This is a genomic window from Vibrio sp. AH4 (assembly GCF_030710545.1).
Lineage (GTDB): Bacteria > Pseudomonadota > Gammaproteobacteria > Enterobacterales > Vibrionaceae > Vibrio > Vibrio metoecus.
In genome coordinates this window covers 1,413,742-1,439,241 of the sequence record NZ_JALAIV010000001.1, presented here as the reverse complement: position 1 = coordinate 1,439,241, position 25,500 = coordinate 1,413,742, and the positions used below count along the sequence as shown (strand labels likewise).

The following is a 25,500-nucleotide window of genomic DNA, read 5'->3' as shown; positions in this document are numbered from 1 at the left end:
GATTTTCCCTTATGCCAAGCTCAGCAGTGATGCACCAACACGAACACTGTCGCCTTCTTTCACATGCAGCTCATGAACGACCCCATTGCGCGCAGCACGAATTTCGGTCTCCATCTTCATCGCTTCTAGCACGATCAGAACATCGCCTTCAGCCACTTCAGTACCTTGCTCCACTTCAATTTTAAAAATAGTTCCAGCAAGTGGTGCGGCAATGGCTTCTGTGGACTGAGAACTTGTCGGTATCACTGGCTGTGATGCCGCTTTTTGCGCTGCAGGCACAACAGAGGTCAGTTGACCTTGTGGACCCACTTCAACGTCATACACAACACCGTCCACTTTCACACTGTAACTCTCGATACCCGCAGCAGGTTTGGTAGTTGGAGCCACCGTTAATGCAGGCTCTTTACCTGGTGCAGGTTCAAACGCTTCTGGATTATGGCGATTCTTCAGGAACTTCAGGCCAACTTGTGGGAACAGTGCATAAGTCAGAACATCGTCTACCTGCGCATCCGCTAAGGTGATTTTTTCGGCCTGCGCTTTTTCAAGCAACTCTTTGGTCAGATGCTCAAGTTCATCTTGCAAAAGATCGGCAGGGCGGCAAGTAATCGCTTGTGAGCCGTCTAATACTCGCGCTTGCAACTCAGCATTCACGCTAGCAGGCGTTGCACCGTATTCCCCTTTCAGAACACCGGCAGTTTCTTTGGTAATGCTCTTGTATCGCTCGCCGGTCAAAACGTTAATCACCGCTTGAGATCCAACAATCTGAGAGGTTGGCGTCACTAACGGGATAAAACCAAGATCTTGGCGTACACGTGGGATCTCTTCCAATACTTCATCAATACGATGGGCGGCACCTTGCTCTTTCAACTGACTTTCCATATTCGTCAGCATTCCACCAGGTACTTGCGCAATCAGGATCCGCGAGTCAACCCCTTTTAATTGACCTTCGAACTTAGCGTATTTCTTGCGCACATCACGGAAGTAAGCCGCGATCGGTTCAAGCTGTTCCAGCTTCAGTTGAGTATCGCTTGGTGTCTCTTGTAGCATCGCAACCACTGTTTCCGTGGGCGTATGACCATAAGTCTGGCTCATTGAGGAAATCGCGGTATCAAGAATATCAATCCCAGCTTCCACCGCTTTTACTGCCGTAGCCGTAGATAAGCCGGTTGTCGCGTGACAATGCAGCGCCAAAGGCACCGCGCAAGACTGCTTAATTCGTGTGATCAATTCTTCGGCTTCGTACGGTTTTAGTAGCCCTGACATGTCCTTAATACACAAGGAGTGGCAGCCAAGATCTTCCAAGCGTTTCGCCAAATCTACCCATGTTTGAGTATTGTGAACCGGACTCGTGGTATAAGAGAGCGTACCTTGAGCATGCGCACCGACATCAATCGTGGCTTTCACCGCTTTTTGGAAATTGCGGACATCGTTCATGGCATCAAAAATACGGAACACATCCATACCATTGGCATGAGCTCGTTCAACAAATTTTTCAACCACATCATCGGCGTAATGGCGGTAACCTAGCAAATTTTGCCCACGCAGTAACATCTGCATCGGGGTATTCGGCATTGCTTTTTTTAAGGCACGTAGGCGCTCCCAAGGGTCTTCACCCAAGAAACGAATACAGGCATCAAATGTGGCCCCGCCCCACGTTTCTAAGGACCAGTAACCAACCTTATCTAACTCTGCGGCGATCGGCAGCATATCTTCGATACGCATACGCGTAGCAAAGAGTGATTGATGGGCATCACGAAGAACCACATCCGTTATTGCAAGCGGTTTAGACATGCTCATTAACTCCTTTTAATCCAGACTACTGTTTCACTGCCGCTGCGCGGTATTGATGTACCGCAGCAGAAATAGCGGCCACAACTTGTGGGTTGACAGAATCAGTGATCGGTTGAACTTTTTGACTTTTCTTGGGCGTTACAGCTGCTTCAGGAGCCTCTTGAGGTATAAAACGAGACATGAGCTGAACGAGATAAACGAGAACAGTAAGAAATAGGAATACCACAGCCATTCCGGTGACCATCAGAGTGGCGGCATCCATAAGTAGACTTCCAATATGTATCATGTTGCTTCCTTTGCGTGTCATCCTGACATTTTCTGCTAATGCTTATTTTTCATTCACATTACAGAAGAACTGGATTATCTCGACTGAACAATAATTGTCAATTTGGTTACAAGCACTCTTTTAGCTTGGACACAAACTGGAACAATAAATCATCAAATCCAGCGCCAAGATCCCTCGAAAGAACAAAGAAAAGAGGCTGTTTTTTCACCCATTTCATTTAAGTTACAGCGAAAAAGGGCTAAATTCTGCGATGAAGTTAATATAGCGGGAAATACTCTCAACAAAACAATAAGTTGTAAATCAAGAGTAAATGAAGTGATCGAGAGATGTAAAAAAGCCCTGCATTTTCATGCAGGGCTTTTAATAGTGGCGCGCTCGAGAGGATTCGAACCTCTGACCGCCTGGTTCGTAGCCAGGTACTCTATCCAGCTGAGCTACGAGCGCGCAATATATAATGATTCGATACCGACATTTCAGTATCAGGGTATTACCCTTCTCTCTTAACGAGATAAGAGTGGCGCGTCCGAGAGGATTCGAACCTCTGACCGCCTGGTTCGTAGCCAGGTACTCTATCCAGCTGAGCTACGGACGCGCAGGCTTTGATTGCTTTCACAATCGACTCCCGAAACTTCAGGAGCTTTAAATAGTGGCGCGCTCGAGAGGATTCGAACCTCTGACCGCCTGGTTCGTAGCCAGGTACTCTATCCAGCTGAGCTACGAGCGCGCAATATATAATGATTCGATACCGATATTTCAGTATCAGGGTATTACCCTTCTCTCTTAACGAGATAAGAGTGGCGCGTCCGAGAGGATTCGAACCTCTGACCGCCTGGTTCGTAGCCAGGTACTCTATCCAGCTGAGCTACGGACGCGCAGGCTTTGATTGCTTTCACAATCGACTCCCGAAACTTCAGGAGCTTTAAATAGTGGCGCGCTCGAGAGGATTCGAACCTCTGACCGCCTGGTTCGTAGCCAGGTACTCTATCCAGCTGAGCTACGAGCGCGCAGGTTGTGAACTATATCACAAATATTTTCTTCTAGAACAAAAAAATTGACCATAGGCCAATAAATGGCGGTGAGGGAGGGATTCGAACCCTCGATACGGCTATAAACCGTATACTCCCTTAGCAGGGGAGCGCCTTCAGCCTCTCGGCCACCTCACCACTTTCATATTCTAGAAGAATATGGCGCGTCCGAGAGGATTCGAACCTCTGACCGCCTGGTTCGTAGCCAGGTACTCTATCCAGCTGAGCTACGGACGCGCTGTGGCTTATCGAAATAAGCATTGCAAGAAATGGCGGTGAAGGAGGGATTCGAACCCTCGATACGGCTATAAACCGTATACTCCCTTAGCAGGGGAGCGCCTTCAGCCTCTCGGCCACCTCACCGTCTTGCGGAGGCACATATTACGATTTACCAAAAATATGTCAAACACTTTCTTGGAGAAAACTCGGCAAAACAACTCAACCGTTGGCAATTTAACCAAAGCGATGAGAATTTGCACTTTCTAAATAAAAACACGGGGATAAACAAAAAGGTCGGCATTAGCGGCCGACCTTTCTTCGATAATTAGTAGTTGCCAGACGCAACGCCACCATTACCTTTTTCAGCTTGAATGCGCATGTAGATTTCTTCACGGTGCACAGACACTTCTTTTGGTGCATTCACACCAATACGAACCTGGTTACCTTTTACGCCCAATACTGTCACGGTCACTTCGTCACCGATCATCAGGGTTTCGCCAACGCGGCGAGTCAAAATAAGCATTCTTAGCTCCTTGAGTAATCTCTGTATTTTCTTGCAACTACACTATTATCCATCAAAAGTTATGACATCGTAAACTCTCAAAGGTGCCCGTTTAACCTAAAAAGGTTTGTTTTATAGCAAACTCTTGGGGGATTTCTGATGTCACATAGGTGTCGTGCAACAGATTAGCCGCACGATCCACATTTGTAGGATCTAACATTAGCATAGATGATTGTTCCGTGGCCGAGACATAACGCACATCGATGCCATGTTCAGCCAAGGTCTTACGAGCATGAGGCACTAACGCACTCGCTTGAAGTCCAACCTTAGTGAGCAGACTGACGGGCTCTAAACCTCGGACTTTATCTGCACAAACCAACTGTAATTTGGCATAGGCATCACGCTTAATCACCAACGCACTCTTTTCAAGCTCTTCCTGTGTCGTAAATACTTCGACACCAAGCATTTGACATTGTTTGAGTATATTCGATAACGCCTCACTCTCTACCGTAACCAAGGTCATATCACGCTGAATCGCAATACCGCACACCGCATGAGTGATGGTATTGCCTTTTATTAAGCTACCTTGATTGACTTCAAAAGTAGAAAGCACTCGCAACGGTACCGAATATTTCCAAGCATACTGCACACACGGCAAATGTAGGACTTTAGCTCCTTTACGTGCCATTTCTTCCATCGAGGGAAAATCAATTACATCCAATTTACGTGCAGTAGGCACAACTCTAGGATCACAAGTGTATACGCCATCGACATCCGTGAAGATTTGGCACTCATCGGCGTTGAGCGCCCCAGCCAATGCTACCGCACTGGTATCTGAGCCACCACGACCCAAAGTGGTGATATCCCCATTTTCATTGACTCCCTGAAAACCCGCGACTATCACAATAAAATCTTGCTCAAGCAGCTCGGTAATCGTTCGAGTATCAATATGTTTAATCGTCGCGTCATTGTGTTGATTATCCGTCACAATTTTCGCTTGAGCTCCGGTTAGTGAGCGGGCTGCGTAGCCCATTTTGTGCAGTGTCATCGCCACTAAGGCCATTGACACCTGCTCACCAGCAGAGAGCAAAACATCAAGTTCTCTCGCGTTTGGCACACTATCGACTTGCTGAGCTAAGCTCACCAGTCGATTGGTTTCTCCTGCCATGGCAGACACGACTACTACAACTTGATTGCCATCATTCTTCGCCTTAATGATGTGTTCGGCTACGGTTTGCATTCTTTCAATTGAACCCACCGAAGTTCCACCGAACTTTTGCACGATAAGGGGCTTTTTCACCAGTATTCACCTTCCCAAGACCAAAGTCTCATCGGGATCAAAATGCTCTGACATACTTGTCGGAAAATATTTGATCGTTACTAAAATAAAACCAAGCGGCTAATTGGCTTCGTCTTTATTTGCGCCAATTAAACCACTTGGTTTGCTCGATAAAATTACGCTCAATCAACAAATATTGATTGAGCGTAAACTATTTATCACTGTTATAGACGCTCGGCAATCCAAGCGTCAACAGACTCTAAGGCCGACGGCAGAGCGTGAGCATCTGTCCCTCCAGCTTGAGCCATATCTGGGCGACCACCGCCTTTACCACCGACTTGTAGGGCGACCATGTTGACCAACTCACCGGCTTTGACTTTGCTTGTTAAATCATTAGTCACACCAGCGATCAAGCCCACTTTGCCATCCGCCACGTTGCCTAGCATGATGATGCCGCTGCCAAGTTGATTTTTCAGATCGTCCACCATGCCACGCAGTGCTTTGTTGTCAGCGCCATTCAACCCTGCAACCAACACATTCACACCGGCGATCTGCTTAACTTGATTGATAAGACCAGCGCTCTCTTTGGCCGCCAGTTTATCTTTCAGTTGCTGAATTTCTTTCTCTAACAGTTTGGCTTTAGCGGCCATCTCAACAACTTTTGCGTCATGCTGTGCTTGCTGCGCTTCGATATAATCAAGCGCACCTTCACCAGTCACCGCTTCAATACGGCGAATACCGGCTGCAATACCACCTTCAGAGATGATTTTGAACAGGCCAATGTCTCCCGTGTTGCTCGCGTGGATACCGCCACACAGCTCAGTTGAGAAATCGCCCATCGACAGTACGCGCACTTGGTCATCATATTTCTCACCAAACAGCGCCATCGCACCTTTCGCTTTCGCTTCATCAATGTTCATGATGTTGGTTTCGATGTGATGATTACGACGAATTTCTTGGTTCACTAAACGTTCCACTTCTTTGATCTCTGCAGCGGTCATCGCTTCCAGATGAGAGAAGTCAAAACGCAGTGTTTCAGCACGAACCAGTGAGCCTTTCTGCGCCACGTGTTCACCCAATACTTTACGTAATGCTGCATGCAGCAAATGAGTTGCAGAGTGGTTAAGTGAAATTGCAGCGCGACGCTGTTCATCGACAATCGCTTCTACCTGATCGCCTTTCGCTAAGACGCCCTGAGCTAAAATGCCGTGATGCGCAATTGCGTTACCCAACTTGTGCGTGTCTTCTACATGGAAAATACCCGCTTCGGTTTTGAGTACGCCAGTATCGCCACATTGGCCACCAGACTCAGCATAAAATGGCGTGTTATCCAATACGATGATCGCTTTATCACCCGCTGAAAGAGCAGAAACTTCTGCGCCCTCAACGAACATTTCACGCACCACGCTTTGACCACGGCTCGCCGTGTAACCGCAGAATTCGGTATTGGTTGCAGATTTGATCAGCGAGTTATAGTCAGTACCAAATTGGCCCGCTTCACGAGCACGCTGGCGCTGCTCTTCCATAGCTTTTTCAAAACCGGCCTCATCAATGCTAAAGCCACGTTCACGCGCAACATCATTGGTTAGATCTGCTGGGAAGCCGTAGGTATCATACAATTTAAATACGGTTTCACCGTCTAGCACTTGGCCCGGCAGTTGGTCCAGCGCGTCATTTAGAATGCTCATGCCGCGATCAAGAGTACGACCAAAATTCTCTTCTTCGATGCGAAGGACTTTTTCAACCAGAGCCTGCTGCTTTTTCAGCTCAGCACCCGCGGTACCCATCACTTCCGCTAGCGGTCCTACCAGCTTGTGGAAGAACGCACCTTGCGCACCAAGTTTGTTGCCATGACGAACTGCACGACGAATGATACGGCGCAGTACATAACCACGACCTTCATTCGACGGCATCACGCCATCAACGATCAAAAATGCGCAAGAACGAATGTGGTCAGCCACAACACGCAGTGATTGATTGGTCAAGTCTTGGTAACCAATCGCTTCCGCTGCTGCTTTGATCAGAGTCTGGAATACATCGATTTCGTAGTTTGAGTGCACGCCTTGCATGATCGCAGAGATACGCTCAATACCCATGCCCGTATCTACAGACGGCTTAGGTAATGGCTCCATCGTGCCATCTGCATGACGGTTGAACTGCATGAAAACGTTGTTCCAAATCTCGATGAAACGATCGCCATCTTCTTCAGGCGAGCCTGGAGGTCCACCCCAAATGTGGTCGCCGTGGTCATAAAAGATTTCGGTACATGGGCCGCAAGGACCGGTGTCACCCATCTGCCAGAAGTTGTCAGAATCAAACTTCTTGCCACCTTTTTTATCGCCAATACGAATAATACGGTCTGCAGGAATGCCGACTTTTTTATTCCAAATATCAAAGGCTTCATCATCGGTTTCATAAACCGTTACCAGCAAGCGCTCTTTCGGCAATTGCAGTACGCCAGTCAGAAACTCCCATGCATACTGGATAGCATCTTCTTTGAAATAGTCACCGAAGCTGAAGTTACCCAGCATTTCGAAGAAAGTGTGGTGACGCGCGGTGAAACCGACGTTTTCTAGGTCGTTGTGCTTACCGCCTGCGCGGACACAACGTTGAGCTGTGGTAGCGCGAGTGTAGGCGCGCTTTTCCAAGCCCAAGAAACAGTCTTTAAATTGGTTCATCCCTGCGTTGGTAAACAGCAGGGTCGGATCGTTAGCAGGCACCAGAGAAGAACTTTCTACAATTTGGTGACCTTTGCTTTCAAAGAATGAGAGGAACGCGCGGCGCACCTCATCCGTGCTCATAAACATGCAGCTCTTCCTGAAATACTCAAGTTAGAATTTTGCGCTATTGTAAAGCAAGGATAAGAGTTCGCCTAGTTTCTTCTCTTTAACAAACTGAATGTGTATCGATCGACAGCTCAACCCAAATGAATAAAATCTAGATCGGGATTAACAAGGGGAATATAGAGGGGGAAAGCGATTACTGATCGCTCTCACTGGCTTGAAGTGCGTATCGTATTTGGTCAAAGTTGAAGCCACGGTACTGCAAATAACGAACTTGCTTGGCGTATTGTGAGCGTTCGAAGCTTATCCCAGCTTTGAATTTCTTGTGTGCCACTTCTTTTGCTAGCTCAAACCAATCGATTGTTTGTTCTGCGAGCACTTGTTCAATCACCGCTTCCGCCACTCGTTTCTCTTTGAGTTGCTGGCGCAAACGCTGCTCACCATACCCTTTATGCACCATTTGCCGCGCTTGACTTGCTGTGTAGCGAACATCACTTAAATACCCTAACTCTAAACAATATTTCACCACTTCATCCACGACCTCATGGACATGCCCTTTAAGCGTTAGCTTTTGGTGTAACTCATACTCGCTATGATCACGGCGGCTAAGCAGTTGCAGAGCGCTTTGTCGGCAAGCCGTTAAGTCGAGACTCATGGAATTCTCCTGTTAGGCTAACGGTGAGTTTTGATTCACTAAATTGGCAGCCAAAAAGAAGCCCTGCATTGCAGGGCTTCATAAAATCGATACTTAGACGCTGAAACTCTCTGAGTTCAGCCAGTCGATTAAAACTCTTCTGGTACTGCGCCAAATTCGACATCATCAGCGGCAGAAGCCGTTTCACCAGTCAGTTGCATGTTCTCTGGGTTAAGCAGCATTTCACGCAGTTTTTTGTCTAGCGTCTTAGCAATCTCTGGATTTTCTTTCAGATATTTGCACGCATTCGCTTTACCTTGGCCGATTTTATCGCCGTTGTAGCTGTACCAAGCACCTGACTTTTCAACCATTTTGTGTTTCACGCCAAGATCGATCAATTCACCTTCGCGGTTAAAACCTTGGCCATACATAATTTGAGTATTAGCCTCTTTAAACGGTGCCGCAATCTTGTTCTTCACTACTTTGATGCGAGTTTCGTTACCCACCACTTCCTCGCCTTCTTTGATTGCGCCAGTACGACGAATATCAAGACGGACAGAAGCATAGAATTTCAGTGCGTTACCGCCAGTGGTCGTTTCTGGGTTACCAAACATCACACCAATCTTCATACGAATTTGGTTGATGAAGATACACATACAGTTGGATTGCTTGAGGTTACCCGTCAGTTTACGCATTGCTTGCGACAACATACGCGCTTGCAGGCCCATGTGGCTATCGCCCATTTCGCCTTCAATTTCCGCTTTTGGTGTCAAAGCCGCTACTGAGTCAACCACGATGACGTCAACCGCACCAGAGCGAGCCAGAGCATCACAGATTTCCAGTGCTTGTTCACCCGTATCAGGTTGAGATACCAGTAGCTCATCGATATTCACGCCCAGCTTCTTGGCATAAACCGGATCCAGCGCGTGCTCTGCATCAATAAACGCACAGGTTTTACCTTCACGCTGCGCTGCAGCAATCAGCTCCAGAGTCAGTGTTGTTTTACCCGAAGATTCAGGGCCGAAGATCTCCACGATACGCCCCATTGGCAGACCACCTGCACCCAATGCAATATCCAGAGACAGAGAACCGGTCGAGATGGTTTCTACGTCCATCGCGCGGTTGTCGCCTAGGCGCATGATGGAACCTTTACCAAATTGCTTTTCAATTTGACCGAGGGCGGCCGCAAGTGCCTTCTGTTTATTCTCGTCCATTACTCTCTCCGGATAGTCACTCTCAGGTGATAGGTAATTGTGTCGAAATCGGGTCGACGCTGATTTGTCATGTTGGGGCTCATTATACTGTTGATTTGTACAGTGTCCACCCCTGTATAGAAAAAAGTTTGGCTCAGTTAACGTTTTGAGCGTCACGCAAAGTAAGGTGCTGGATTAGGCTTTGCAACACATGTTCGATGGCTTGCTGACGCACCTGTTCGCGATCACCTGTAAAGTGGCACGTTTCTATCTTGAGCCAACCTTGTACGCTAGCAAAACCAAAACAGACGGTGCCGACCGGCTTTTCTGCGCTACCACCACCGGGGCCAGCAATGCCGCTAATAGCTGCCGCCAGCGTAGCCTTTGAATGCAAAAGTGCGCCGAGCGCCATCTCTTCAACGGTCTGTTCAGAAACTGCACCAAATTGTTGTAATGTTGCTTCTCGAACGCCGATCATCTCTTGTTTGGCTTCATTACTGTAAGTCACAAAGCTGCGATCAAACCATGCAGAGCTTCCGGCCACTTCTGTCACCCAGTAAGCCACACCACCACCGGTGCAAGATTCCGCCGTGGTCAGGATCTGCTGCTGCTTGGCGAGTAAGAGTCCTAGCTGTTGACTCATTAATAATGGTGTTCTCATGCTCAGTTTTCTCGTCTATTTAGCATCACTAACGCGGATTTAGAATTGGCCCAACACACACACTTAGGCTTTCACTGTTTTTTGTTTATTCCATGCTATTAACATGACTGCAGGAAGATTCATCAGCACACCATACAATAAAGGCGTTAATGCCAATTCCGGTTGCTGAAGTTGGACAATCGCCACAAAAATTGCCGTGCCCGCATTTTGTATCCCCACTTCAATGGCAAAGGTTTTGGTTAGCTTCGCATCACCAGAGAGAAGCTTAGCGCAAACCACCCCAAGCCCCATGCCTAACAGGCAAAGCAGCAGTACCATTAATGCGGCAATAGAAAATAGCTGTGTAAAAACGGCAGTATTCGCCGCCAGAGTCACGGCAACGGTAAAGAACAATGCCCACAACGCCGTTTTTCCAGCGAATGCCGAGAACTGGTGAAAGCGCTCACCTTTGCAAAAATGGTGTAACAACATGCCCAACGTGACGGGCAACAGAGTCACGACCATCAGCTGTAAGATGGCGGTTTTTAAAGGAATAACCGTAGAAACTTCCGTTAGCACCAGAGGTAATAGCAACGGCAAACTAAAAGGAATAATTAAGCTACTCACTGCCGTCATCGTGATCGAAAGTGCGGCATCCCCTCCCGCTAAATGGCTAATCGCATTTGATGATGCCCCCCCCGGAGCCAAGGCTAAAATCCACAATCCAACAGCCACCACTTCTGGCAGAGCAAAAGTATGAATCAGCAGATAAGCAATAAGCGGTAACCCAATCAGCTGCGCAGTAAGCCCAAGGGCAATTTTGCCTGGGTATTCACTCACCCGTTTGAAATCTGCCACTGACAAGGTAATACCGACACAAAACATCATCCAAGCGAGCGCGATAGGAAGCCCAATCGTTAACATTAATTGCGCCATACTTTCCCCCTTCAGGTTTGCTTTTTCACAAAATTTGCATGTTATTGGGTAAAAAACATCAGCAAAGCTACCGGATTAAGAAGGAATTGCAATCCTCATAAAAACAAAGAGTGCCTTTGGGCACTCCTCTCAATCAGATTTCAAACATCAAGCTACCCGGAGCCAAGAATGGCCAGCGTAGGACGCTCGGGCTACTTTGCCCTTCACTGGCAAAGAAATAGCCCACTTGTGGTGTGGCGAAGACTTGATCGCCGCGACTCAAGCGTTTTTCGCTTAGAGAGCGATGTGAAAGTTTGGCTTCCCACAGCTCTTGGCTTTGCCAACCGACAGGCGCTAACTCAACGCGCACTTCTGCCCCAACCGGGTTAATCGAGACCACTTCAAACGGCAATGAGGCTTGGCTGTTCTCTTTATCCGACAGCGCCAACTCATGGCTGCGCACATAGAGCAAACCACTTTGACGCGTCGCGTCACTCTCTGGTGGCTGAATAAAGGCAGAGCCATTGACCCACTGACCATTTTGCCACTCACCCGCAAACTGATTGACGTTCCCAAAGAAATCAAACACAAAGCGGCTATTGGGCTGAGCATAAAGCTCAACGGGTGAGTCGATCTGCTCAATTCGTCCATTGCTCATCACCACTACGCGATCGGAAAGCTCCAACGCTTCATCCTGATCGTGGGTCACAAACACGCTGGTAAAACCTAACTCGTCATGCAGGCTACGCAGCCAACGGCGCAGCTCTTTACGCACTTTGGCATCCAAAGCACCAAACGGCTCATCCAACAGTAGCACTTCAGGTTGGGTTGCCAATGCGCGAGCCAGCGCAATACGCTGTTTTTGACCACCAGAAAGCTGCTCTGGATAACGATGCGCCAAATGGCCAAGCTGTACGATTTCAAGCAGTTGCTTCACACGCTTTTGAATTTCCGCCGGATGAGGACGCTGAGCACGCTCCATCACCTGCAAGCCAAACGCTACGTTATCGGCCACCGTCATATGACGAAACAGCGCATAGTTTTGAAACACAAAACCGACTCGGCGATCGCGAACATGCACGTTGGTTACGTCACGATCTCGAAAATGAATCGTACCGGAATCCGCCCCTTCCAAACCGGCAATAATACGCAGCAAAGTGGTTTTTCCTGAACCAGATGGCCCTAACAAACCAATCATTTCACCATCTTCAATCTTGAGAGAAAGCGGGGCAAGCGCCTGAAACTGGCCAAAATGTTTAGAGATATTATCTAGACGAATGCTCATAAGGTTCCCTGCTCATTATGCTCGACCGCCTGAAGGCGCTCTTGACGCCACTCGACCAAAGCTTTCAGTAATAGTGTTAATAGGGCGATAAACGCCAGTAGCGAAGCGCTAGCAAAGGCCGCTTGCGATTGATAATCCTCGTACAGAAGCTGTACATGCAAAGGCAAGGTATTGGTTTCACCACGAATGTTGCCTGAAACCACCGCTACCGCGCCAAACTCCCCCGCCGCGCGAGCATTGGTGAGGATCACGCCATAAATCAGCGCCCACTTAATGTTAGGCAGAGTGACTCGGCGAAACAGTTGCCACCATGATGCGCCCAAAATCACCGCGGCTTCTTCATCCGAGCGTCCTTGCTGCTGCATAAGTGGAATTAGCTCACGCGCCACAAACGGACAGGTCACAAACACAGTCACCAGTACAATGCCCGGCCAAGCAAACATGATTTGCAGATCGCGCTCATACAACCATTCGCCCAACCAGCCACTGGTGCCATAGAGCAGCAGGTAAAGTAGCCCCGCCACCACCGGAGAAACAGCGAACGGAATATCAATCAAGGTGATCAAAAACTTGCGACCAACAAATTCAAAACGGGTCACTAGCCAAGAGAGCAGCACACCAAACACCAGATTGATTGGCACTGTCAGTAGCGCCACCACCAGAGTTAACCCTATCGCGTGGCGCGTATCGGGGTCATTAAAATAACTAAAATAAGCGCCAATGCCGTTGGCGAACGCTTGTTGGAAAATGCTCAGCAGTGGGATCAGCAGCAACACAGCCACCAATAACAGAGCCAATGCGATCAAACTCCATTTCACCCACGGCTTTTCACCGACACGTAAAGGCTGAGAATGTGCCATAAACTGATTCCTATCGTCCGTGAATGCGGCGCAGATAAGCGCCTTGCCAGAGGTTAATCATCAGCAGTAACAAAAGTGAGGTCAGCAGCACAACCGAGGCAATAGCACTCGCCGCTGGGAAATCAAACTCTTGCAGACGTACGAAGATCATTAACGAGGTAATTTCGCTGATGTAAGGCATGTTGCCGGCAATAAAGATCACCGCTCCGAACTCCCCTAAACTGCGCGTAAAAGACAACGCCGTTCCGACCAATAAAGCGGGTTTGAGTGAAGGAAGAATCACTTTCCAAAACACAGCAGCGTCGGATGCGCCCAACGTCATGCCCGCTTCTTCTTCCTCACGGGAAATTTCTTCTAACACTGGCTGAACCGTGCGCACCACAAAGGGAATACTGGTAAAGGCCATCGCCACAATAATACCAAGTGGCGTATAAGCGACCTTGATGCCCAACTCGGCAAGTACACTACCAATCCAGCCGTTGGCCGAATACAGCGTTGCCAAGGTAATCCCAGCCACCGCGGTGGGCAGCGCAAAAGGAAGATCGACCAGCGCATCAAGAATACGTTTGCCGGGAAAAGTGTAACGCACCAACACCCAAGCAAGCAGCAAACCAAACAAGCCATTAAACAGTGAAGCAATCAAGGCCGAGCCAACCGTCACTTTATAACTTGCCACCACACGAGGGTCGGCAATCACTTGCCAATACTCGCTAAAGGTCATGTTGCTGGTCTGCATGATAAGCCCAGTCGCAGGCAGCAGCAGGATCAAGCTGACAAACAGCAAAGAGACACCGAGGCTCAACGCAAAACCGGGTAAAACCCGTTGCTGGCGCGGGCGAGAGTGTGCAAGCGTTTGACCCATAAAACCTCTTTCGATACATCAGGGAGAAATTAGGGTTGCCCATCCATTGGGCAACCTAGCGAAATTCAAGACAAGATTAGCGGCGCAGCAGTTGATCCAACTTTGCACCATTGGCGAACTGGGTTTTCATCGCTTGTTCCCAACCACCGGCGATCCCTTCCACAGTTAGCAATTCAACGGCAGGAAAACGCTCAGCAAACTCAGCTTGTACCTTGGCATCGTGCACTCGGTAGTTGAACTCGGCTAGCAAACGCTGTGCTGGCTCACTGTACAGGTATGAAACATACTCGTTTGCTACCTCAGTCGTACCATTACGTTTTGCCACTTTCTCGACAACCGCGACTGGGAATTCAGCCAAAATCGAGGTTTTCGGCACCACGACTTGGTAATCATCCGCGCCGTATTGTTGGCGAATGTTATTCACTTCCGATTCAAAGGTGATCAGCACATCGCCAATCCCACGCTCAACGAATGATGTAGTTGCACCACGGCCGCCAGTATCAAATACCGCGACATTTGCCAGAAACTTCTTCAAAAACTCATCTTGCTGCGCTTGGTTATCCTGACCAAATTGTTTTTGTGCAAAGCCTAGCGCTGCCAAGTAGGTGTAACGCGCATTACCTGAGGTTTTCGGGTTCGGGAACACACTTTTCACATCATCACGCACTAAATCATTCCAACCTTGGATGTTCTTTGGGTTGCCTTTGCGCACCAAAAATGCGGTGGTGGAGTAATAAGGTGAGCTCGCATTTGGCAGTAAGGTTTGCCAGTTTTCTGGGATCAGCTTGCCTTTGTCGTGCAGAATTTGCACATCGGTCACTTGGTTAAACGTCACCACATCCGCCGCGAGGCCTTGCAGAATAGAACGCGCTTGAGCCGATGATCCAGCATGTGACTGTTTAATTTCGACCGTCTTCCCTGTTTTTTGTTGCCAATGCTCAGCAAACACAGGGTTGTAAGCCACAAACAGCTCACGAGCAATATCATAAGATGAGTTGAGAATGGTTTGATCAGCCGCAGAGGCTTGGAACGAGCCTGCTAGCAGTAACGCTGTTAATGTCGATTTAATTCGGTTCATGTTGTTCTACTCCAGAATCACTATGCCAAGATGGCTTCCTTGATGAGACTAGATTATGAGGAATTTCGTTTATAAAAAAGAACATTAATAGAACGTTTTGGAATAATTTCTAGCAATAAATTGTATGCCGAAGATAAAGTCGTTCTTATACTGCTGACATGAAAATAACGCCGCTTGCAAAGAGTCGTCTTACGCTTGCGCCCTCAATCAACAGAAGCTTTATCGGTTGTCACTATTAGAATAGAAGGATCGCTCTGTGTCTGATTTCCCCACTCTTGAAGATTATGTAGGTCAAACGCCCTTGGTGCGTTTACAGCGCCTCAATGCAGGCCACTCTACGGTATTGGTGAAGCTCGAAGGCAATAATCCAGCGGGTTCCGTGAAAGATAGACCGGCGCTTAATATGATTGTGCAAGCCGAAGCGCGCGGCAGTTTGCAGCCCGGAGATACCATTATTGAAGCCACCAGTGGTAATACTGGCATAGCGTTGGCTATGGCTGCCGCCATCAAAGGCTACAAGATGATTCTGATCATGCCCGATAACGCCACTCAAGAGCGCAAAGATTCGATGCGCGCGTATGGCGCTGAGCTGATTTTGGTCAGCAAAGAACAAGGGATGGAAGGCGCACGCGATTTAGCGTTACAGATGCAGCAAGAAGGTAAAGGTAAAGTATTGGATCAATTCAATAACTTGGATAACCCCGACGCGCATTTTCGCTCCACAGGGCCGGAAATCTGGCAGCAAAGCCAAGGCAAAATTACCCATTTTGTTTCAAGCATGGGCACCACAGGTACCATCATGGGAGTATCTCGTTACCTGAAACAGCAAAATCCGCAGATCCAGATCATCGGCTTACAACCCTCGGAAGGCAGTGCAATTCCCGGTATTCGCCGTTGGCCACAAGCCTACCTGCCCGGCATTTTTGATGCGGCAAGAGTCGATCAGGTGCTGGATGTAACTCAAACTGACGCCGAACAAACCGCACGCGCCCTTGCACGTGAAGAAGGAATATGCGCCGGCGTCAGCTCTGGCGGAGCCGTTTTTGCCGCTTTGCAGATTGCCCAGCAAAATCCGGGATCCGTAGTGGTAGCGATTGTGTGCGATCGTGGCGACCGTTATCTATCCTCAGGATTATTTTCCTAACTGAGCTTTCCGACACTCGGCTTAGGCTGAGTGTCGAAACCGGTTTGACTTGGTATCCATATCACGCTCCCTACGCGCTTTTCGGTAAACCTCTTGCGGCGATGGCCTGATAAACCGTAAGGTCATCACCATGCAAAGCAAGAGCTCAATTGCCCCGCCCTAGTCAGGTTTGCTATTCTCTGTAACCGTTTTTAAGTGACCCATGCCGCCTTGTTGTGAAACGCAGCTCGGCATCAGCAGATGATGATAACCAGCGATATAAAATTATGATGAATTCGAACGCCTCACCGAGCGAGTCTCTTTCGCACCACACTCCGATGATGCAACAGTATTTAAGACTCAAGGCAGAAAACCCAGACATTTTGCTGTTCTATCGCATGGGTGATTTTTACGAGCTGTTTTATGACGATGCGAAACGCGCCTCTGAACTGCTGGATATTTCCTTAACCAAACGCGGTGCATCGGCGGGTGAACCGATCCCGATGGCGGGTGTGCCATTTCATGCGGTAGAAGGTTATTTGGCAAAATTGGTGCAGATGGGTGAATCGGTCGCAATCTGTGAACAGATTGGCGATCCCGCCACCAGCAAAGGCCCCGTTGAGCGCAAAGTGGTGCGGATTGTGACACCGGGAACGGTGACCGATGAAGCCCTACTCTCAGAGCGGGTCGATAACCTGATCGCGGCAATTTATCATCATAATGGTCGTTTCGGTTATGCGACGATGGATATTACCTCCGGTCGCTTTCAGCTCAGTGAGCCGCAAACCGAAGAAGAGATGGCCGCCGAGCTGCAACGCACTTCGCCTCGTGAACTCTTGTTCCCTGAAGATTTCGCACCAGTGCATTTAATGGCCAATCGCCAAGGTAACCGCCGTCGCCCGATTTGGGAGTTTGAACTCGCCACCGCCAAGCAGCAACTCAACCAACAATTTGGTACGCGCGATCTGGTCGGCTTTGGGGTTGAGCAAGCACAACTAGGCTTGTGCGCAGCTGGTTGCTTGATCCAATACGTGAAAGATACTCAGCGCACAGCGTTACCACACATTCGTTCACTGACTTGGGATCGTCAAGATCAATCGGTGATTTTGGATGCAGCGACACGGCGCAATCTTGAGCTCACTTACAACTTGGCAGGTGGAACAGATAACACGCTCGCGGATGTACTCGACCATTGTTCGACACCAATGGGCAGCCGTATGCTCAAACGTTGGATCCACCAACCCATGCGCGATAACGCCACTCTCAATCAGCGCTTAGATGCGATTGGTGAACTGAAAGCAGCCGCGTTATATGCCGAACTGCATCCCATACTCAAACAGATTGGTGATATTGAACGTATCCTCGCCCGCTTGGCGCTGCGCTCAGCGCGTCCGCGTGATTTGGCTCGCCTACGCCACGCCATGCAGCAGTTGCCAGAATTACATTCTGTAATGAGCGAACTGGCACAACCTCACCTTGCCGAGCTGCGCTCACACGCCCAGCCGATGGATGAGCTTTGCCATTTATTAGAGCGTGCGATTAAAGAAAACCCACCTGTGGTGATCCGCGACGGTGGTGTGATCGCCGATGGTTATAGTGCCGAACTCGATGAATGGCGCGATTTAGCCAACGGCGCAACCGAATTTCTGGAACGCTTGGAAGCCGAAGAGCGCGATCGCCATGGCATCGACACCCTAAAAGTGGGCTATAACAATGTGCATGGCTTCTACATTCAGGTTAGCCGCGGCCAGAGTCACTTAGTACCACCCCATTATGTGCGCCGCCAAACCTTAAAGAATGCCGAACGTTACATCATCGAAGAACTTAAACAGCATGAAGATAAGGTACTCAATTCCAAATCTCGTGCTTTAGCCGTTGAAAAACAGCTGTGGGAAGAGTTGTTCGATTTGCTGTTGCCGCATCTTGAGCAGCTGCAACGACTGGCGGCTTCCATTGCCCAATTGGATGTGCTGCAAAACCTTGCGGAACGCGCAGAAAGCTTGGAATACTGCCGCCCAACGTTAGTCAAAGACGCCGGAATCCATATTCTTGGTGGACGTCACCCAGTGGTTGAGCAAGTGATGAACGAGCCGTTTATCGCCAACCCGATAGAGCTCAACCCACAGCGACGCATGCTGATCATCACTGGCCCCAATATGGGCGGTAAATCAACGTATATGCGTCAAACCGCGTTGATTGCTCTTATGGCGCATATCGGCAGCTATGTACCAGCGGAATCGGCGCAAGTTGGCCCGCTAGATCGCATTTTTACTCGTATCGGCGCGTCAGATGATCTCGCCTCTGGTCGTTCCACCTTCATGGTGGAAATGACCGAAACCGCCAACATATTGCACAACGCGACCAGTCACAGCTTAGTGTTAATGGATGAAATCGGCCGCGGCACCAGTACCTATGATGGCCTGTCACTGGCTTGGGCTAGTGCAGAATGGCTAGCGCGTGAAATTGGGGCGCTTACCCTATTCGCCACTCACTACTTTGAGCTAACCGAACTACCTAACAGCTTGCCACATTTAGCCAATGTTCACCTTGATGCGGTAGAGCATGGCGACAGCATCGCCTTTATGCACGCGGTACAAGAAGGGGCAGCCAGCAAATCATTCGGTTTGGCAGTCGCTGGGCTCGCGGGTGTACCAAAGCCTGTGATCAAAAATGCGCGAGCCAAACTTCAGCAACTTGAGCTATTAAGTTCACAACCTGCCGAGACTCGTAAACCTAACCGAGTGGATATCGCCAACCAACTGAGCTTAATTCCGGAGCCTAGTGTTATTGAACAAGCGCTAGCAGAGTTGGATCCCGATGAACTGACACCACGTCAGGCACTTGATGCATTGTATCGCTTGAAAAAAATGCTTTGATCCTGTTTTTTTCTTATGCTGGAAAACTAAAGGCACTCCGAGGAGTGCCTTTATATTTAAATACAGAAGAAAAATGGGTTAATTGACGTCATATTCAACGTTAAACAGTGCTTCCATATTCAAACCTTGTTTGACCAGAATCTCACGCAGACGACGTAAGCCTTCCACTTGAATTTGACGCACACGTTCACGAGTTAGATTGATCTCACGCCCCACTTCTTCCAAGGTGGACGGCTCATAACCCAACAGACCAAAACGACGAGCCAATACTTCTTTCTGTTTTGGATTGAGTTCATCTAACCAGTTGAGCAGCGATTCACGGATGTCATCATCTTGAGTGGAAAACTCAGGATCCGCATTATTGGAATCTGGCAAGATGTCTAGCAACGCTTTATCACCATCGCCACCAATTGGTGTATCCACAGAGCTGATGCGTTCGTTGAGTCGCAACATTTTGGTCACATCATCAACGGGACGATCCAGCTCAAGAGCAATTTCTTCTGGCGTAGGTTCGTGGTCAAGACGTTGGGACAATTCACGCGCAGTACGCAGGTAAATGTTCAGCTCTTTGACGACATGGATAGGCAGACGAATAGTGCGGGTTTGGTTCATCAGCGCACGTTCGATGGTTTGACGAATCCACCATGTGGCGTAAGTTGAGAAGCGGAAGCCACGTTCAGGATCGAATTTCTCAACCGCACGAATCAAACCGAGATTGCCTTCTTCAATCAGATCAAGCAGGGCTAACCCACGGTTGCTGTAGCGACGTGAAATTTTAACCACTAAACGCAAGTTACTTTCAATCATGCGTTTGCGTGCTGCTTCGTCACCACGTAGAGCGCGGCGAGCATAGAGCACTTCTTCTTCGGCGGTAAGGAGTGGTGAAAAACCAATCTCGCTGAGATACATTTGGGTGGCATCAAGACTTTTCGCAGAAGCATCAAACTCCTCACGAACATCGTCACTTGCCCCTTCAACAGCAACTAATTCTTCATCACTAGAGAGTTCATCATCCGCTTCTAGCACTTCCAGTGCTTCATCTTCAAAATCGAACTCTTCTACTTTGGTTACAGTATTGCTGACACTCATAGCGGCCTCCCCCTGGCAACTTTGCGAGTCATTGCGAGATACAACCTTTGCAGTATGACATTAGCAATATGAGTTAAGGTAAGTAGCGTTTAGGATTCACTGACTTCCCTTGATAACGGATCTCAAAGTGCAAGCGTACACTATTGGTTCCAGAGCTTCCCATGGTGGCGATTTTCTGGCCTGCTTGCACTGTTTGTCCTTCCTTTGCTAGCAGCTGATCATTGTGGGCATAGGCACTTAGATAGTGCTCATTATGTTTTATGATGATTAGGTTGCCATAACCACGTAGTGCGTTGCCCGAGTACACTACCGTTCCCTCTGCAGTGGCAACGACAGCCTGACCGCGTTGGCCAGCGATGTCTATCCCTTTGTTGCCTTGATCACCCGCAGAAAAGTTTTTTATGACTCTACCTTTGGTCGGCCATAGCCACTTCGCTATCTTCTCATTCGAAGGTTTAGCATTTGCCACATTAACATTAACATTTTGTTTACCGACAGGTTCAACATACTCCTTTGTTTTTGTTTGATCAACCGCCTTGGTTGGATCTTTTTTAGTCAAATTTTGACTATTGTTTGATCCTTTTTGTGTGTTTTTGGCATTAGAGCTTTTACTCACAGATTGAGCAGCATTGGTCGCCGAAGCCGCTTTTCCAGTCGCGGTTGTAACGCTTGAAACGGCAGCCACATTAGCTGCGCCACCGATTCCACCATAAGCAGGAGGGGTGTAATTGGGGATCCACAACTTCAGTTTTTGCCCTGGATGAATGGTGTAAGGTGCAGAGAGATCGTTGTAACTGATCAGATCGTTTACATCTTTATCTGTGAGGTAAGCGATGAAATAGAGCGTGTCGCCTTTTTTAACTTCATAATAACTTCCGCGATAGCTGCCTCGTTCTATCGCATTATAATCTTTACCCAATCCGGAAACTGGCGCAGGTGTATGAGCGGTACAGCCAATCAAAAGACCACTCAGCAAGCACAAGAGAACCAAACGGAAAGAGTAAAGCCTCATTACGCTAAATCTCCAGCCACTAAGGGAACAAAGCGAACCGCTTCCACTCGTTGAGAGAGATATTGATCGCCTTGGCGCACGATTTTATACAAATGCTGCTCATCTTCTCCCACAGGGATCACCATTCGGCCCCCCTCTGCGAGCTGCTCTAATAAGCCTTGTGGTACTTTTGCCGCCGCCGCCGTCACCAGAATCGCATCAAAGGGAGCACGCGCAGACCAACCTTGCCAACCATCACCATGTTTGGTCGATACATTATAAATATCGAGCTGCTTAAGACGTCGTTTCGCATCCCATTGCAGGGTTTTGATTCGTTCAACGGTGAACACATGATTAACGATTTTGGCGAGCACCGCGGTTTGATAGCCTGAACCTGTACCGATTTCTAGCACTTTGGTTTCTGGCGTCAGCTCCAACAACTCGGTCATTCTCGCCACAATGTAAGGCTGTGAAATGGTTTGCCCTTGACCAATCGGTAATGCATTGTTGTCATAGGCTTGATGCATCATCGCTGGTGCAACAAAAAATTCGCGTGGCAGTGCATGGATTGCTGCCAACACTTGTGGCGAGGCAATCCCCTGCTCTGTTAAAAATTGAATCAGTCTGTCGGCTTTTGGATTAGCCATTCACCTTTTCCTTTAACCAGTGATCCATGCTGCGTAGTGACTCATGTGCCGTGAGGTCAACCTGCAAGGGAGTCAGAGAGACCAAACCGCGCTCGATAGCATGAAAATCGGTACCTTGACCTGCATCTTGCTCTTTGCCTGGAGGTCCTAGCCAATAAATATCATGCCCGCGTGGATCTTTCTGCTTTATCATGCTTTCCGCGTGATGACGCGCACCCAAGCGAGTAACTTCAATACCTTGAATTTGCTCTAAAGGCCGATCCGGAATATTCACGTTTAATAAGCGATTGGTCGGAATAGGGTTCGCGAGATGTTGTTCAACCAGTTGACGTACAAAGTGCGCCGCCGTAGCAAAATGCGTTGAGCCCGCGAGAGAGAATGCGATCGACTGCACGCCCAGAAAATGCCCTTCCATCGCTGCTGCAACCGTACCTGAATAGAGCACATCATCGCCCAAATTGGCACCATGATTAATTCCACTCAGAACCAGATCCGGCAGATCCTCTTTCATCAGCTCGTTGAGTGCAAAGTGTACGCAATCGGTCGGGGTACCTTGCACCGAATAGGTGTTGTCGGCGATTTTCGAAACGCGCAATGGATGCTCTAAGGTCAGTGAATTCGAAGCACCGCTACGGTTACGATCCGGCGCGACAATCACAATCTCGGCTAAATCTCGCAAAACCTCCGCCAAAGCATGGATGCCTTGTGCGTAAACGCCATCATCGTTACTGAGCAGGATCTTCATCTTAATCTTCACTCTCAGAATCGCGGTTTTCTTGCTCGTTACCTTGATCGTAATGACGCACCACGGGGATCTCTTCAATCAATTCACGTACCAGTGACGTCGCAAAACTGCCCGCATCCAATGCAAAACGCAGGGTGATTTGATCCTCTTGCACTTGCCAGCTTAAGTTTTGTGCTTTGAGGGCTATGGCACGGCGATCATGGCGCATGCGATTTCCACGGATCAAGGCCATTAAATCTGGCTCCGCATCGAGTTCAGCTTGTTCAAGTTGCAAGGCTTGAGCGGTAGTCGGCAGTGCATTATCGCCCGCCAAAGCCGCTGAAATCGCCGCATCTCCAGCTTGCAAACGCTGATCCCAAAGTGCTAAATCATCTGCCACGCTGAACATTTGTTGCTCGGCTAAAGCAATATCACCTTCGATAAAGCGAGCAAAACAGCCTTGCTCGATCCTCTTAGAGACAATCTGATTGAAAATCCATGAACGAGCAGCAGAGAGATACAAACTGCGTTGATTCTGATTACGCGAACGGACATTGTCACGCCCCCAACGGCGCGCTTCACTGAGGTTATTGCCATGACGTCCAAAACGCTGGCTACCGAAGTAATTGGGAACGCCCAGTTCAGCAACCGTTTCCAAACGGCTTAATACGGCTGCAACATCGCTCACTTCCGATAAGGTGACGGCAAATTCATTACCTTGCAAATCGCCCGGACGCAGCTTTTTGTCGTGACGAGTCACCTCTAGAATTTCAATGCTAGGGTATTGCGCCAGAAACGCGGAGAAATCCGGCGTTTCGCCATTCGGCAAGTGCACGCTCAGCCACTGCTCGGTAACGGCGTGCCTATCTTTCAACCCCGCCCAACTCACCGCGCGCGAAGGTACGCCACAGGCTTTGGCTAATTCATTGGCCACAAAGCTGGTGTTCTCCCCTGTTTTACGAATACGCACCATCAAGTGCTCGCCCAGTCCCGTTAAGGAGTACCCCAACACTTCATTGACTTGGAAGTGTTCTGGTAGCGCTTTGAGTTTGGCTTTCGCAGTCGGTTTTCCGCACAAATAAGCCAGAGGAGAGAGAATATCAGTCATCTTAGTTCCAAAATTTTTTATAGGCTGAGTTAAGCTTTGCGCAAAAGTACAACCGCTTCACAGGCAATACCTTCTTTACGTCCGGTAAAGCCCAGTTTTTCTGTCGTGGTCGCTTTAACATTGATGTTGCCCAGATCGGTTTCCAGATCTTCGGCAATCGCCGCGCACATCGCCTGAATGTAAGGGGCCATTTTCGGTGCTTGAGAAATAATCGTGACATCGGCATTACCCAGCACATAGCCTTGCTCTTTCACTCGACGATAAACATCTTTGAGTAGCTCGCGGCTGTCAGCCCCTTTCCATTTATCATCGGTATCAGGGAAATGGCGGCCAATGTCTCCTGCAGCAATCGCACCAAGTAAAGCATCACTTAAGGCATGTAGTGCTACATCACCATCAGAATGGGCAATTAAACCTTGCTCATAAGGAACCGTTACTCCACCAATAATGATGGGGCCTTCGCCGCCAAAACGGTGTACATCAAAGCCGTGGCCAATTCTGATCATGATTTTTCCTTATTACGACTTAAATAGAACTCGGCTAACGCGAGATCTTCAGGTTGAGTGATTTTAAGGTTATCCGCCCGCCCCGTCACCAAGGCGGGTTTCTCCCCTCGCCATTCAAAAGCAGAGGCTTCATCGGTGATCGCTACTTGATGGTGTAAAGCCTCAATGAGAGCACAGCGCAATGGCGCGGCTCGAAACATTTGTGGCGTAAGGGCATGCCACAACGCGGTGCGATCAACGGTATGATCAATCTGCTGTGCATTATCGCCTCGCTTCATGGTATCGCGCACTGGAGCAGCAAGAATTGCTCCCACCGGGTGAACTAAAGCCGTAGCGATCAATTGAGAAATATCAGCATGAGTCACACAGGGGCGCGCCGCATCATGCACCAACACCCATTCGCTAAGCGCATGCTGACCAATATAGTTAAGCGCAGATAAGACGGAGTCTGCACGCTCTTTTCCTCCCGCAACCCGAATAACACGAGGATTCTGCGCGAGTGCTAAGGTTGAAAAATAAGGGTCATCGGCACTTAAGGCGACCACCACTTGCTCAATCTGTGGATGAGCCAAAAGCTGCTCGACGGTGTGTTCTAACACCGTTTTGCCTAACAACGTTAAATACTGCTTAGGTCGATCCGCCTTCATACGACTGCCAACCCCTGCAGCCGGCACAATCGCGATCATTTTGTTCATTGACGCGACTCCTCACCAATGATGCGGTAAAAAGTCTCGCCATCTTTGACCATACCGAGTTCATTACGGGCGCGTTCTTCAATGGCATCTAACCCTTGGCGCAGATCATCGATTTCAGCAAACATTTCTTGGTTACGTAGGTGCAAGTTAGCATTCACCTGCTGTTGCACCTCAATTTCTGCGTTCACAGCCCGAAAATCCATCACACCGTTTTTCCCCCACATCAGGGTATAAAGCAGCCAGACCAACAGTAGGCTTAGGGCCAAAGCAAATACTCGCATCACCAATCCATCTTTCTTTCAAAACCAACGCCACATAATCGTGGCGTTGGTTACTCGCTCGAATGCTGCCTATTTATACCATAAAGCCCAGAAAATGAGCTCGCTGTC

23 protein-coding genes and 8 tRNA genes are annotated in these 25,500 nt (G+C 48.8%); 2 read left to right on the top strand and 29 right to left on the bottom strand.

The features are described 5' to 3' along the window. Positions 1 to 9: 9 nt before the first annotated feature. From oadA to cysP, 21 genes are all read right to left on the bottom strand, one after another. A complete protein-coding gene (gene oadA / locus MKA69_RS06880; protein WP_305847738.1) occupies positions 10 to 1,791 on the bottom strand; it encodes a sodium-extruding oxaloacetate decarboxylase subunit alpha in 1,782 nt (593 codons plus the stop codon). 25 nt (positions 1,792 to 1,816) lie between these two features. Then, entirely contained in the window at positions 1,817 to 2,077 is a 261-nt protein-coding gene (locus MKA69_RS06875; RefSeq protein WP_000581307.1) for an oxaloacetate decarboxylase subunit gamma, read from the bottom strand. Positions 2,078 to 2,444: 367 nt separating this feature from the next. Next, a tRNA-Arg gene (locus MKA69_RS06870) sits at positions 2,445 to 2,521 on the bottom strand. Between the two features lie 71 nt (positions 2,522 to 2,592). After that, positions 2,593 to 2,669, bottom strand: a tRNA-Arg gene (locus tag MKA69_RS06865). A gap of 55 nt (positions 2,670 to 2,724) precedes the next feature. Next, a tRNA-Arg gene (locus tag MKA69_RS06860) sits at positions 2,725 to 2,801 on the bottom strand. 71 nt (positions 2,802 to 2,872) lie between these two features. Next, positions 2,873 to 2,949, bottom strand: a tRNA-Arg gene (locus MKA69_RS06855). 55 nt (positions 2,950 to 3,004) lie between these two features. Next, positions 3,005 to 3,081, bottom strand: a tRNA-Arg gene (locus MKA69_RS06850). A gap of 66 nt (positions 3,082 to 3,147) precedes the next feature. Further along, positions 3,148 to 3,240, bottom strand: a tRNA-Ser gene (locus MKA69_RS06845). Between the two features lie 22 nt (positions 3,241 to 3,262). Further along, positions 3,263 to 3,339, bottom strand: a tRNA-Arg gene (locus MKA69_RS06840). A gap of 33 nt (positions 3,340 to 3,372) precedes the next feature. After that, positions 3,373 to 3,465: transfer RNA gene (locus tag MKA69_RS06835), tRNA-Ser, on the bottom strand. A 181-nt stretch (positions 3,466 to 3,646) separates the two neighbouring features. Beyond that, a complete protein-coding gene (gene csrA / locus MKA69_RS06830; protein ID WP_000906485.1) occupies positions 3,647 to 3,844 on the bottom strand; it encodes a carbon storage regulator CsrA in 198 nt (65 codons plus the stop codon). A 91-nt stretch (positions 3,845 to 3,935) separates the two neighbouring features. Next, positions 3,936 to 5,123 carry an aspartate kinase gene (locus MKA69_RS06825; RefSeq protein WP_000743112.1) on the bottom strand — a complete coding sequence of 396 codons (1,188 nt, stop codon included), beginning with the start codon at positions 5,121 to 5,123 and terminating at the stop codon, positions 3,936 to 3,938. A 203-nt stretch (positions 5,124 to 5,326) separates the two neighbouring features. Beyond that, positions 5,327 to 7,909 carry an alanine--tRNA ligase gene (gene alaS / locus MKA69_RS06820; RefSeq protein WP_305847737.1) on the bottom strand — a complete coding sequence of 861 codons (2,583 nt, stop codon included), beginning with the start codon at positions 7,907 to 7,909 and terminating at the stop codon, positions 5,327 to 5,329. 172 nt (positions 7,910 to 8,081) lie between these two features. Next, the gene (recX, locus tag MKA69_RS06815; protein ID WP_055033962.1) at positions 8,082 to 8,540 is read right to left on the bottom strand and encodes a recombination regulator RecX; all 459 of its coding nucleotides are present in this window, start codon (positions 8,538 to 8,540) and stop codon (positions 8,082 to 8,084) included. A gap of 128 nt (positions 8,541 to 8,668) precedes the next feature. Beyond that, positions 8,669 to 9,733 (bottom strand): recombinase RecA, encoded by a 1,065-nt coding sequence (gene recA / locus MKA69_RS06810; RefSeq protein ID WP_000344156.1) that lies wholly within the window; start codon positions 9,731 to 9,733, stop codon positions 8,669 to 8,671. 133 nt (positions 9,734 to 9,866) lie between these two features. Beyond that, a complete protein-coding gene (gene pncC, locus MKA69_RS06805) occupies positions 9,867 to 10,373 on the bottom strand; it encodes a nicotinamide-nucleotide amidase (RefSeq protein ID WP_095468479.1) in 507 nt (168 codons plus the stop codon). A gap of 63 nt (positions 10,374 to 10,436) precedes the next feature. Beyond that, positions 10,437 to 11,288, bottom strand: coding sequence for a bile acid:sodium symporter family protein (locus MKA69_RS06800; RefSeq protein ID WP_055043657.1), 852 nt, complete (start codon positions 11,286 to 11,288; stop codon positions 10,437 to 10,439). Between the two features lie 133 nt (positions 11,289 to 11,421). Continuing rightward, entirely contained in the window at positions 11,422 to 12,552 is a 1,131-nt protein-coding gene (locus MKA69_RS06795) for a sulfate/molybdate ABC transporter ATP-binding protein (RefSeq protein ID WP_248341198.1), read from the bottom strand. Next, the gene (cysW, locus tag MKA69_RS06790) at positions 12,549 to 13,412 is read right to left on the bottom strand and encodes a sulfate ABC transporter permease subunit CysW (protein ID WP_305847736.1); all 864 of its coding nucleotides are present in this window, start codon (positions 13,410 to 13,412) and stop codon (positions 12,549 to 12,551) included. The genes MKA69_RS06795 and cysW overlap by 4 nt, the downstream gene beginning before the upstream one ends. 10 nt (positions 13,413 to 13,422) lie before the next feature. Next, the gene (gene cysT, locus MKA69_RS06785) at positions 13,423 to 14,274 is read right to left on the bottom strand and encodes a sulfate/thiosulfate ABC transporter permease CysT (RefSeq protein WP_000531809.1); all 852 of its coding nucleotides are present in this window, start codon (positions 14,272 to 14,274) and stop codon (positions 13,423 to 13,425) included. Positions 14,275 to 14,350: 76 nt separating this feature from the next. Further along, a complete protein-coding gene (cysP, locus tag MKA69_RS06780) occupies positions 14,351 to 15,352 on the bottom strand; it encodes a thiosulfate ABC transporter substrate-binding protein CysP (protein ID WP_305847735.1) in 1,002 nt (333 codons plus the stop codon). 256 nt (positions 15,353 to 15,608) lie between these two features. Between cysP and cysM the strand changes: the two genes are divergently transcribed. After that, on the top strand, positions 15,609 to 16,496 hold the full coding sequence (gene cysM, locus MKA69_RS06775) for a cysteine synthase CysM (protein WP_305847734.1): 888 nt from the start codon (positions 15,609 to 15,611) through the stop codon (positions 16,494 to 16,496). A 266-nt stretch (positions 16,497 to 16,762) separates the two neighbouring features. After that, entirely contained in the window at positions 16,763 to 19,351 is a 2,589-nt protein-coding gene (gene mutS, locus MKA69_RS06770) for a DNA mismatch repair protein MutS (RefSeq protein ID WP_305847733.1), read from the top strand. A 78-nt stretch (positions 19,352 to 19,429) separates the two neighbouring features. Here mutS and rpoS read toward each other — a convergent pair whose 3' ends face one another. From rpoS to ftsB, 8 genes are all read right to left on the bottom strand, one after another. Next, positions 19,430 to 20,440, bottom strand: coding sequence for an RNA polymerase sigma factor RpoS (gene rpoS / locus MKA69_RS06765; RefSeq protein ID WP_055029829.1), 1,011 nt, complete (start codon positions 20,438 to 20,440; stop codon positions 19,430 to 19,432). A 73-nt stretch (positions 20,441 to 20,513) separates the two neighbouring features. After that, positions 20,514 to 21,452: a murein hydrolase activator NlpD gene (gene nlpD, locus MKA69_RS06760; RefSeq protein ID WP_305847732.1), complete on the bottom strand. Its 939-nt coding sequence runs from the start codon at positions 21,450 to 21,452 to the stop codon at positions 20,514 to 20,516. Next, a complete protein-coding gene (locus MKA69_RS06755) occupies positions 21,452 to 22,078 on the bottom strand; it encodes a protein-L-isoaspartate(D-aspartate) O-methyltransferase (protein ID WP_095457710.1) in 627 nt (208 codons plus the stop codon). Before MKA69_RS06755 ends, nlpD begins: the two co-directional genes overlap by 1 nt. Next, a complete protein-coding gene (gene surE / locus MKA69_RS06750; protein WP_055029827.1) occupies positions 22,071 to 22,823 on the bottom strand; it encodes a 5'/3'-nucleotidase SurE in 753 nt (250 codons plus the stop codon). Before surE ends, MKA69_RS06755 begins: the two co-directional genes overlap by 8 nt. Position 22,824: 1 nt before the next feature. After that, positions 22,825 to 23,910: a tRNA pseudouridine(13) synthase TruD gene (gene truD, locus MKA69_RS06745; RefSeq protein ID WP_055035068.1), complete on the bottom strand. Its 1,086-nt coding sequence runs from the start codon at positions 23,908 to 23,910 to the stop codon at positions 22,825 to 22,827. A 29-nt stretch (positions 23,911 to 23,939) separates the two neighbouring features. Further along, positions 23,940 to 24,416, bottom strand: a complete 477-nt coding sequence (gene ispF, locus MKA69_RS06740; RefSeq protein ID WP_305847731.1) for a 2-C-methyl-D-erythritol 2,4-cyclodiphosphate synthase — start codon at positions 24,414 to 24,416, stop codon at positions 23,940 to 23,942. Further along, positions 24,413 to 25,111, bottom strand: a complete 699-nt coding sequence (gene ispD, locus MKA69_RS06735) for a 2-C-methyl-D-erythritol 4-phosphate cytidylyltransferase (RefSeq protein ID WP_305847730.1) — start codon at positions 25,109 to 25,111, stop codon at positions 24,413 to 24,415. The genes ispF and ispD overlap by 4 nt, the downstream gene beginning before the upstream one ends. Continuing rightward, complete coding sequence (gene ftsB, locus MKA69_RS06730) at positions 25,108 to 25,392, bottom strand: cell division protein FtsB (protein ID WP_055029823.1); 285 nt, start codon at positions 25,390 to 25,392, stop codon at positions 25,108 to 25,110. Before ftsB ends, ispD begins: the two co-directional genes overlap by 4 nt. Between the last annotated feature and the right edge of the window lie 108 nt (positions 25,393 to 25,500).

Bases quoted from the DNA above. Each gene is read 5' to 3' on its own strand.
- oadA (WP_305847738.1), bottom strand. From the start codon at position 1,791: ATGTCTAAACCGCTTGCAATAACGGATGTGGTTCTTCGTGATGCCCAT.
- MKA69_RS06875 (WP_000581307.1), bottom strand. From the start codon at position 2,077: ATGATACATATTGGAAGTCTACTTATGGATGCCGCCACTCTGATGGTC.
- csrA (WP_000906485.1), bottom strand. From the start codon at position 3,844: ATGCTTATTTTGACTCGCCGCGTTGGCGAAACCCTGATGATCGGTGAC.
- alaS (WP_305847737.1), bottom strand. From the start codon at position 7,909: ATGTTTATGAGCACGGATGAGGTGCGCCGCGCGTTCCTCTCATTCTTT.
- recX (WP_055033962.1), bottom strand. From the start codon at position 8,540: ATGAGTCTCGACTTAACGGCTTGCCGACAAAGCGCTCTGCAACTGCTT.
- recA (WP_000344156.1), bottom strand. From the start codon at position 9,733: ATGGACGAGAATAAACAGAAGGCACTTGCGGCCGCCCTCGGTCAAATT.
- pncC (WP_095468479.1), bottom strand. From the start codon at position 10,373: ATGAGAACACCATTATTAATGAGTCAACAGCTAGGACTCTTACTCGCC.
- MKA69_RS06800 (WP_055043657.1), bottom strand. From the start codon at position 11,288: ATGGCGCAATTAATGTTAACGATTGGGCTTCCTATCGCGCTCGCTTGG.
- MKA69_RS06795 (WP_248341198.1), bottom strand. From the start codon at position 12,552: ATGAGCATTCGTCTAGATAATATCTCTAAACATTTTGGCCAGTTTCAG.
- cysW (WP_305847736.1), bottom strand. From the start codon at position 13,412: ATGGCACATTCTCAGCCTTTACGTGTCGGTGAAAAGCCGTGGGTGAAA.
- cysT (WP_000531809.1), bottom strand. From the start codon at position 14,274: ATGGGTCAAACGCTTGCACACTCTCGCCCGCGCCAGCAACGGGTTTTA.
- cysP (WP_305847735.1), bottom strand. From the start codon at position 15,352: ATGAACCGAATTAAATCGACATTAACAGCGTTACTGCTAGCAGGCTCG.
- mutS (WP_305847733.1), top strand. From the start codon at position 16,763: ATGATGAATTCGAACGCCTCACCGAGCGAGTCTCTTTCGCACCACACT.
- rpoS (WP_055029829.1), bottom strand. From the start codon at position 20,440: ATGAGTGTCAGCAATACTGTAACCAAAGTAGAAGAGTTCGATTTTGAA.
- nlpD (WP_305847732.1), bottom strand. From the start codon at position 21,452: ATGAGGCTTTACTCTTTCCGTTTGGTTCTCTTGTGCTTGCTGAGTGGT.
- MKA69_RS06755 (WP_095457710.1), bottom strand. From the start codon at position 22,078: ATGGCTAATCCAAAAGCCGACAGACTGATTCAATTTTTAACAGAGCAG.
- surE (WP_055029827.1), bottom strand. From the start codon at position 22,823: ATGAAGATCCTGCTCAGTAACGATGATGGCGTTTACGCACAAGGCATC.
- truD (WP_055035068.1), bottom strand. From the start codon at position 23,910: ATGACTGATATTCTCTCTCCTCTGGCTTATTTGTGCGGAAAACCGACT.
- ispF (WP_305847731.1), bottom strand. From the start codon at position 24,416: ATGATCAGAATTGGCCACGGCTTTGATGTACACCGTTTTGGCGGCGAA.
- ispD (WP_305847730.1), bottom strand. From the start codon at position 25,111: ATGAACAAAATGATCGCGATTGTGCCGGCTGCAGGGGTTGGCAGTCGT.
- ftsB (WP_055029823.1), bottom strand. From the start codon at position 25,392: ATGCGAGTATTTGCTTTGGCCCTAAGCCTACTGTTGGTCTGGCTGCTT.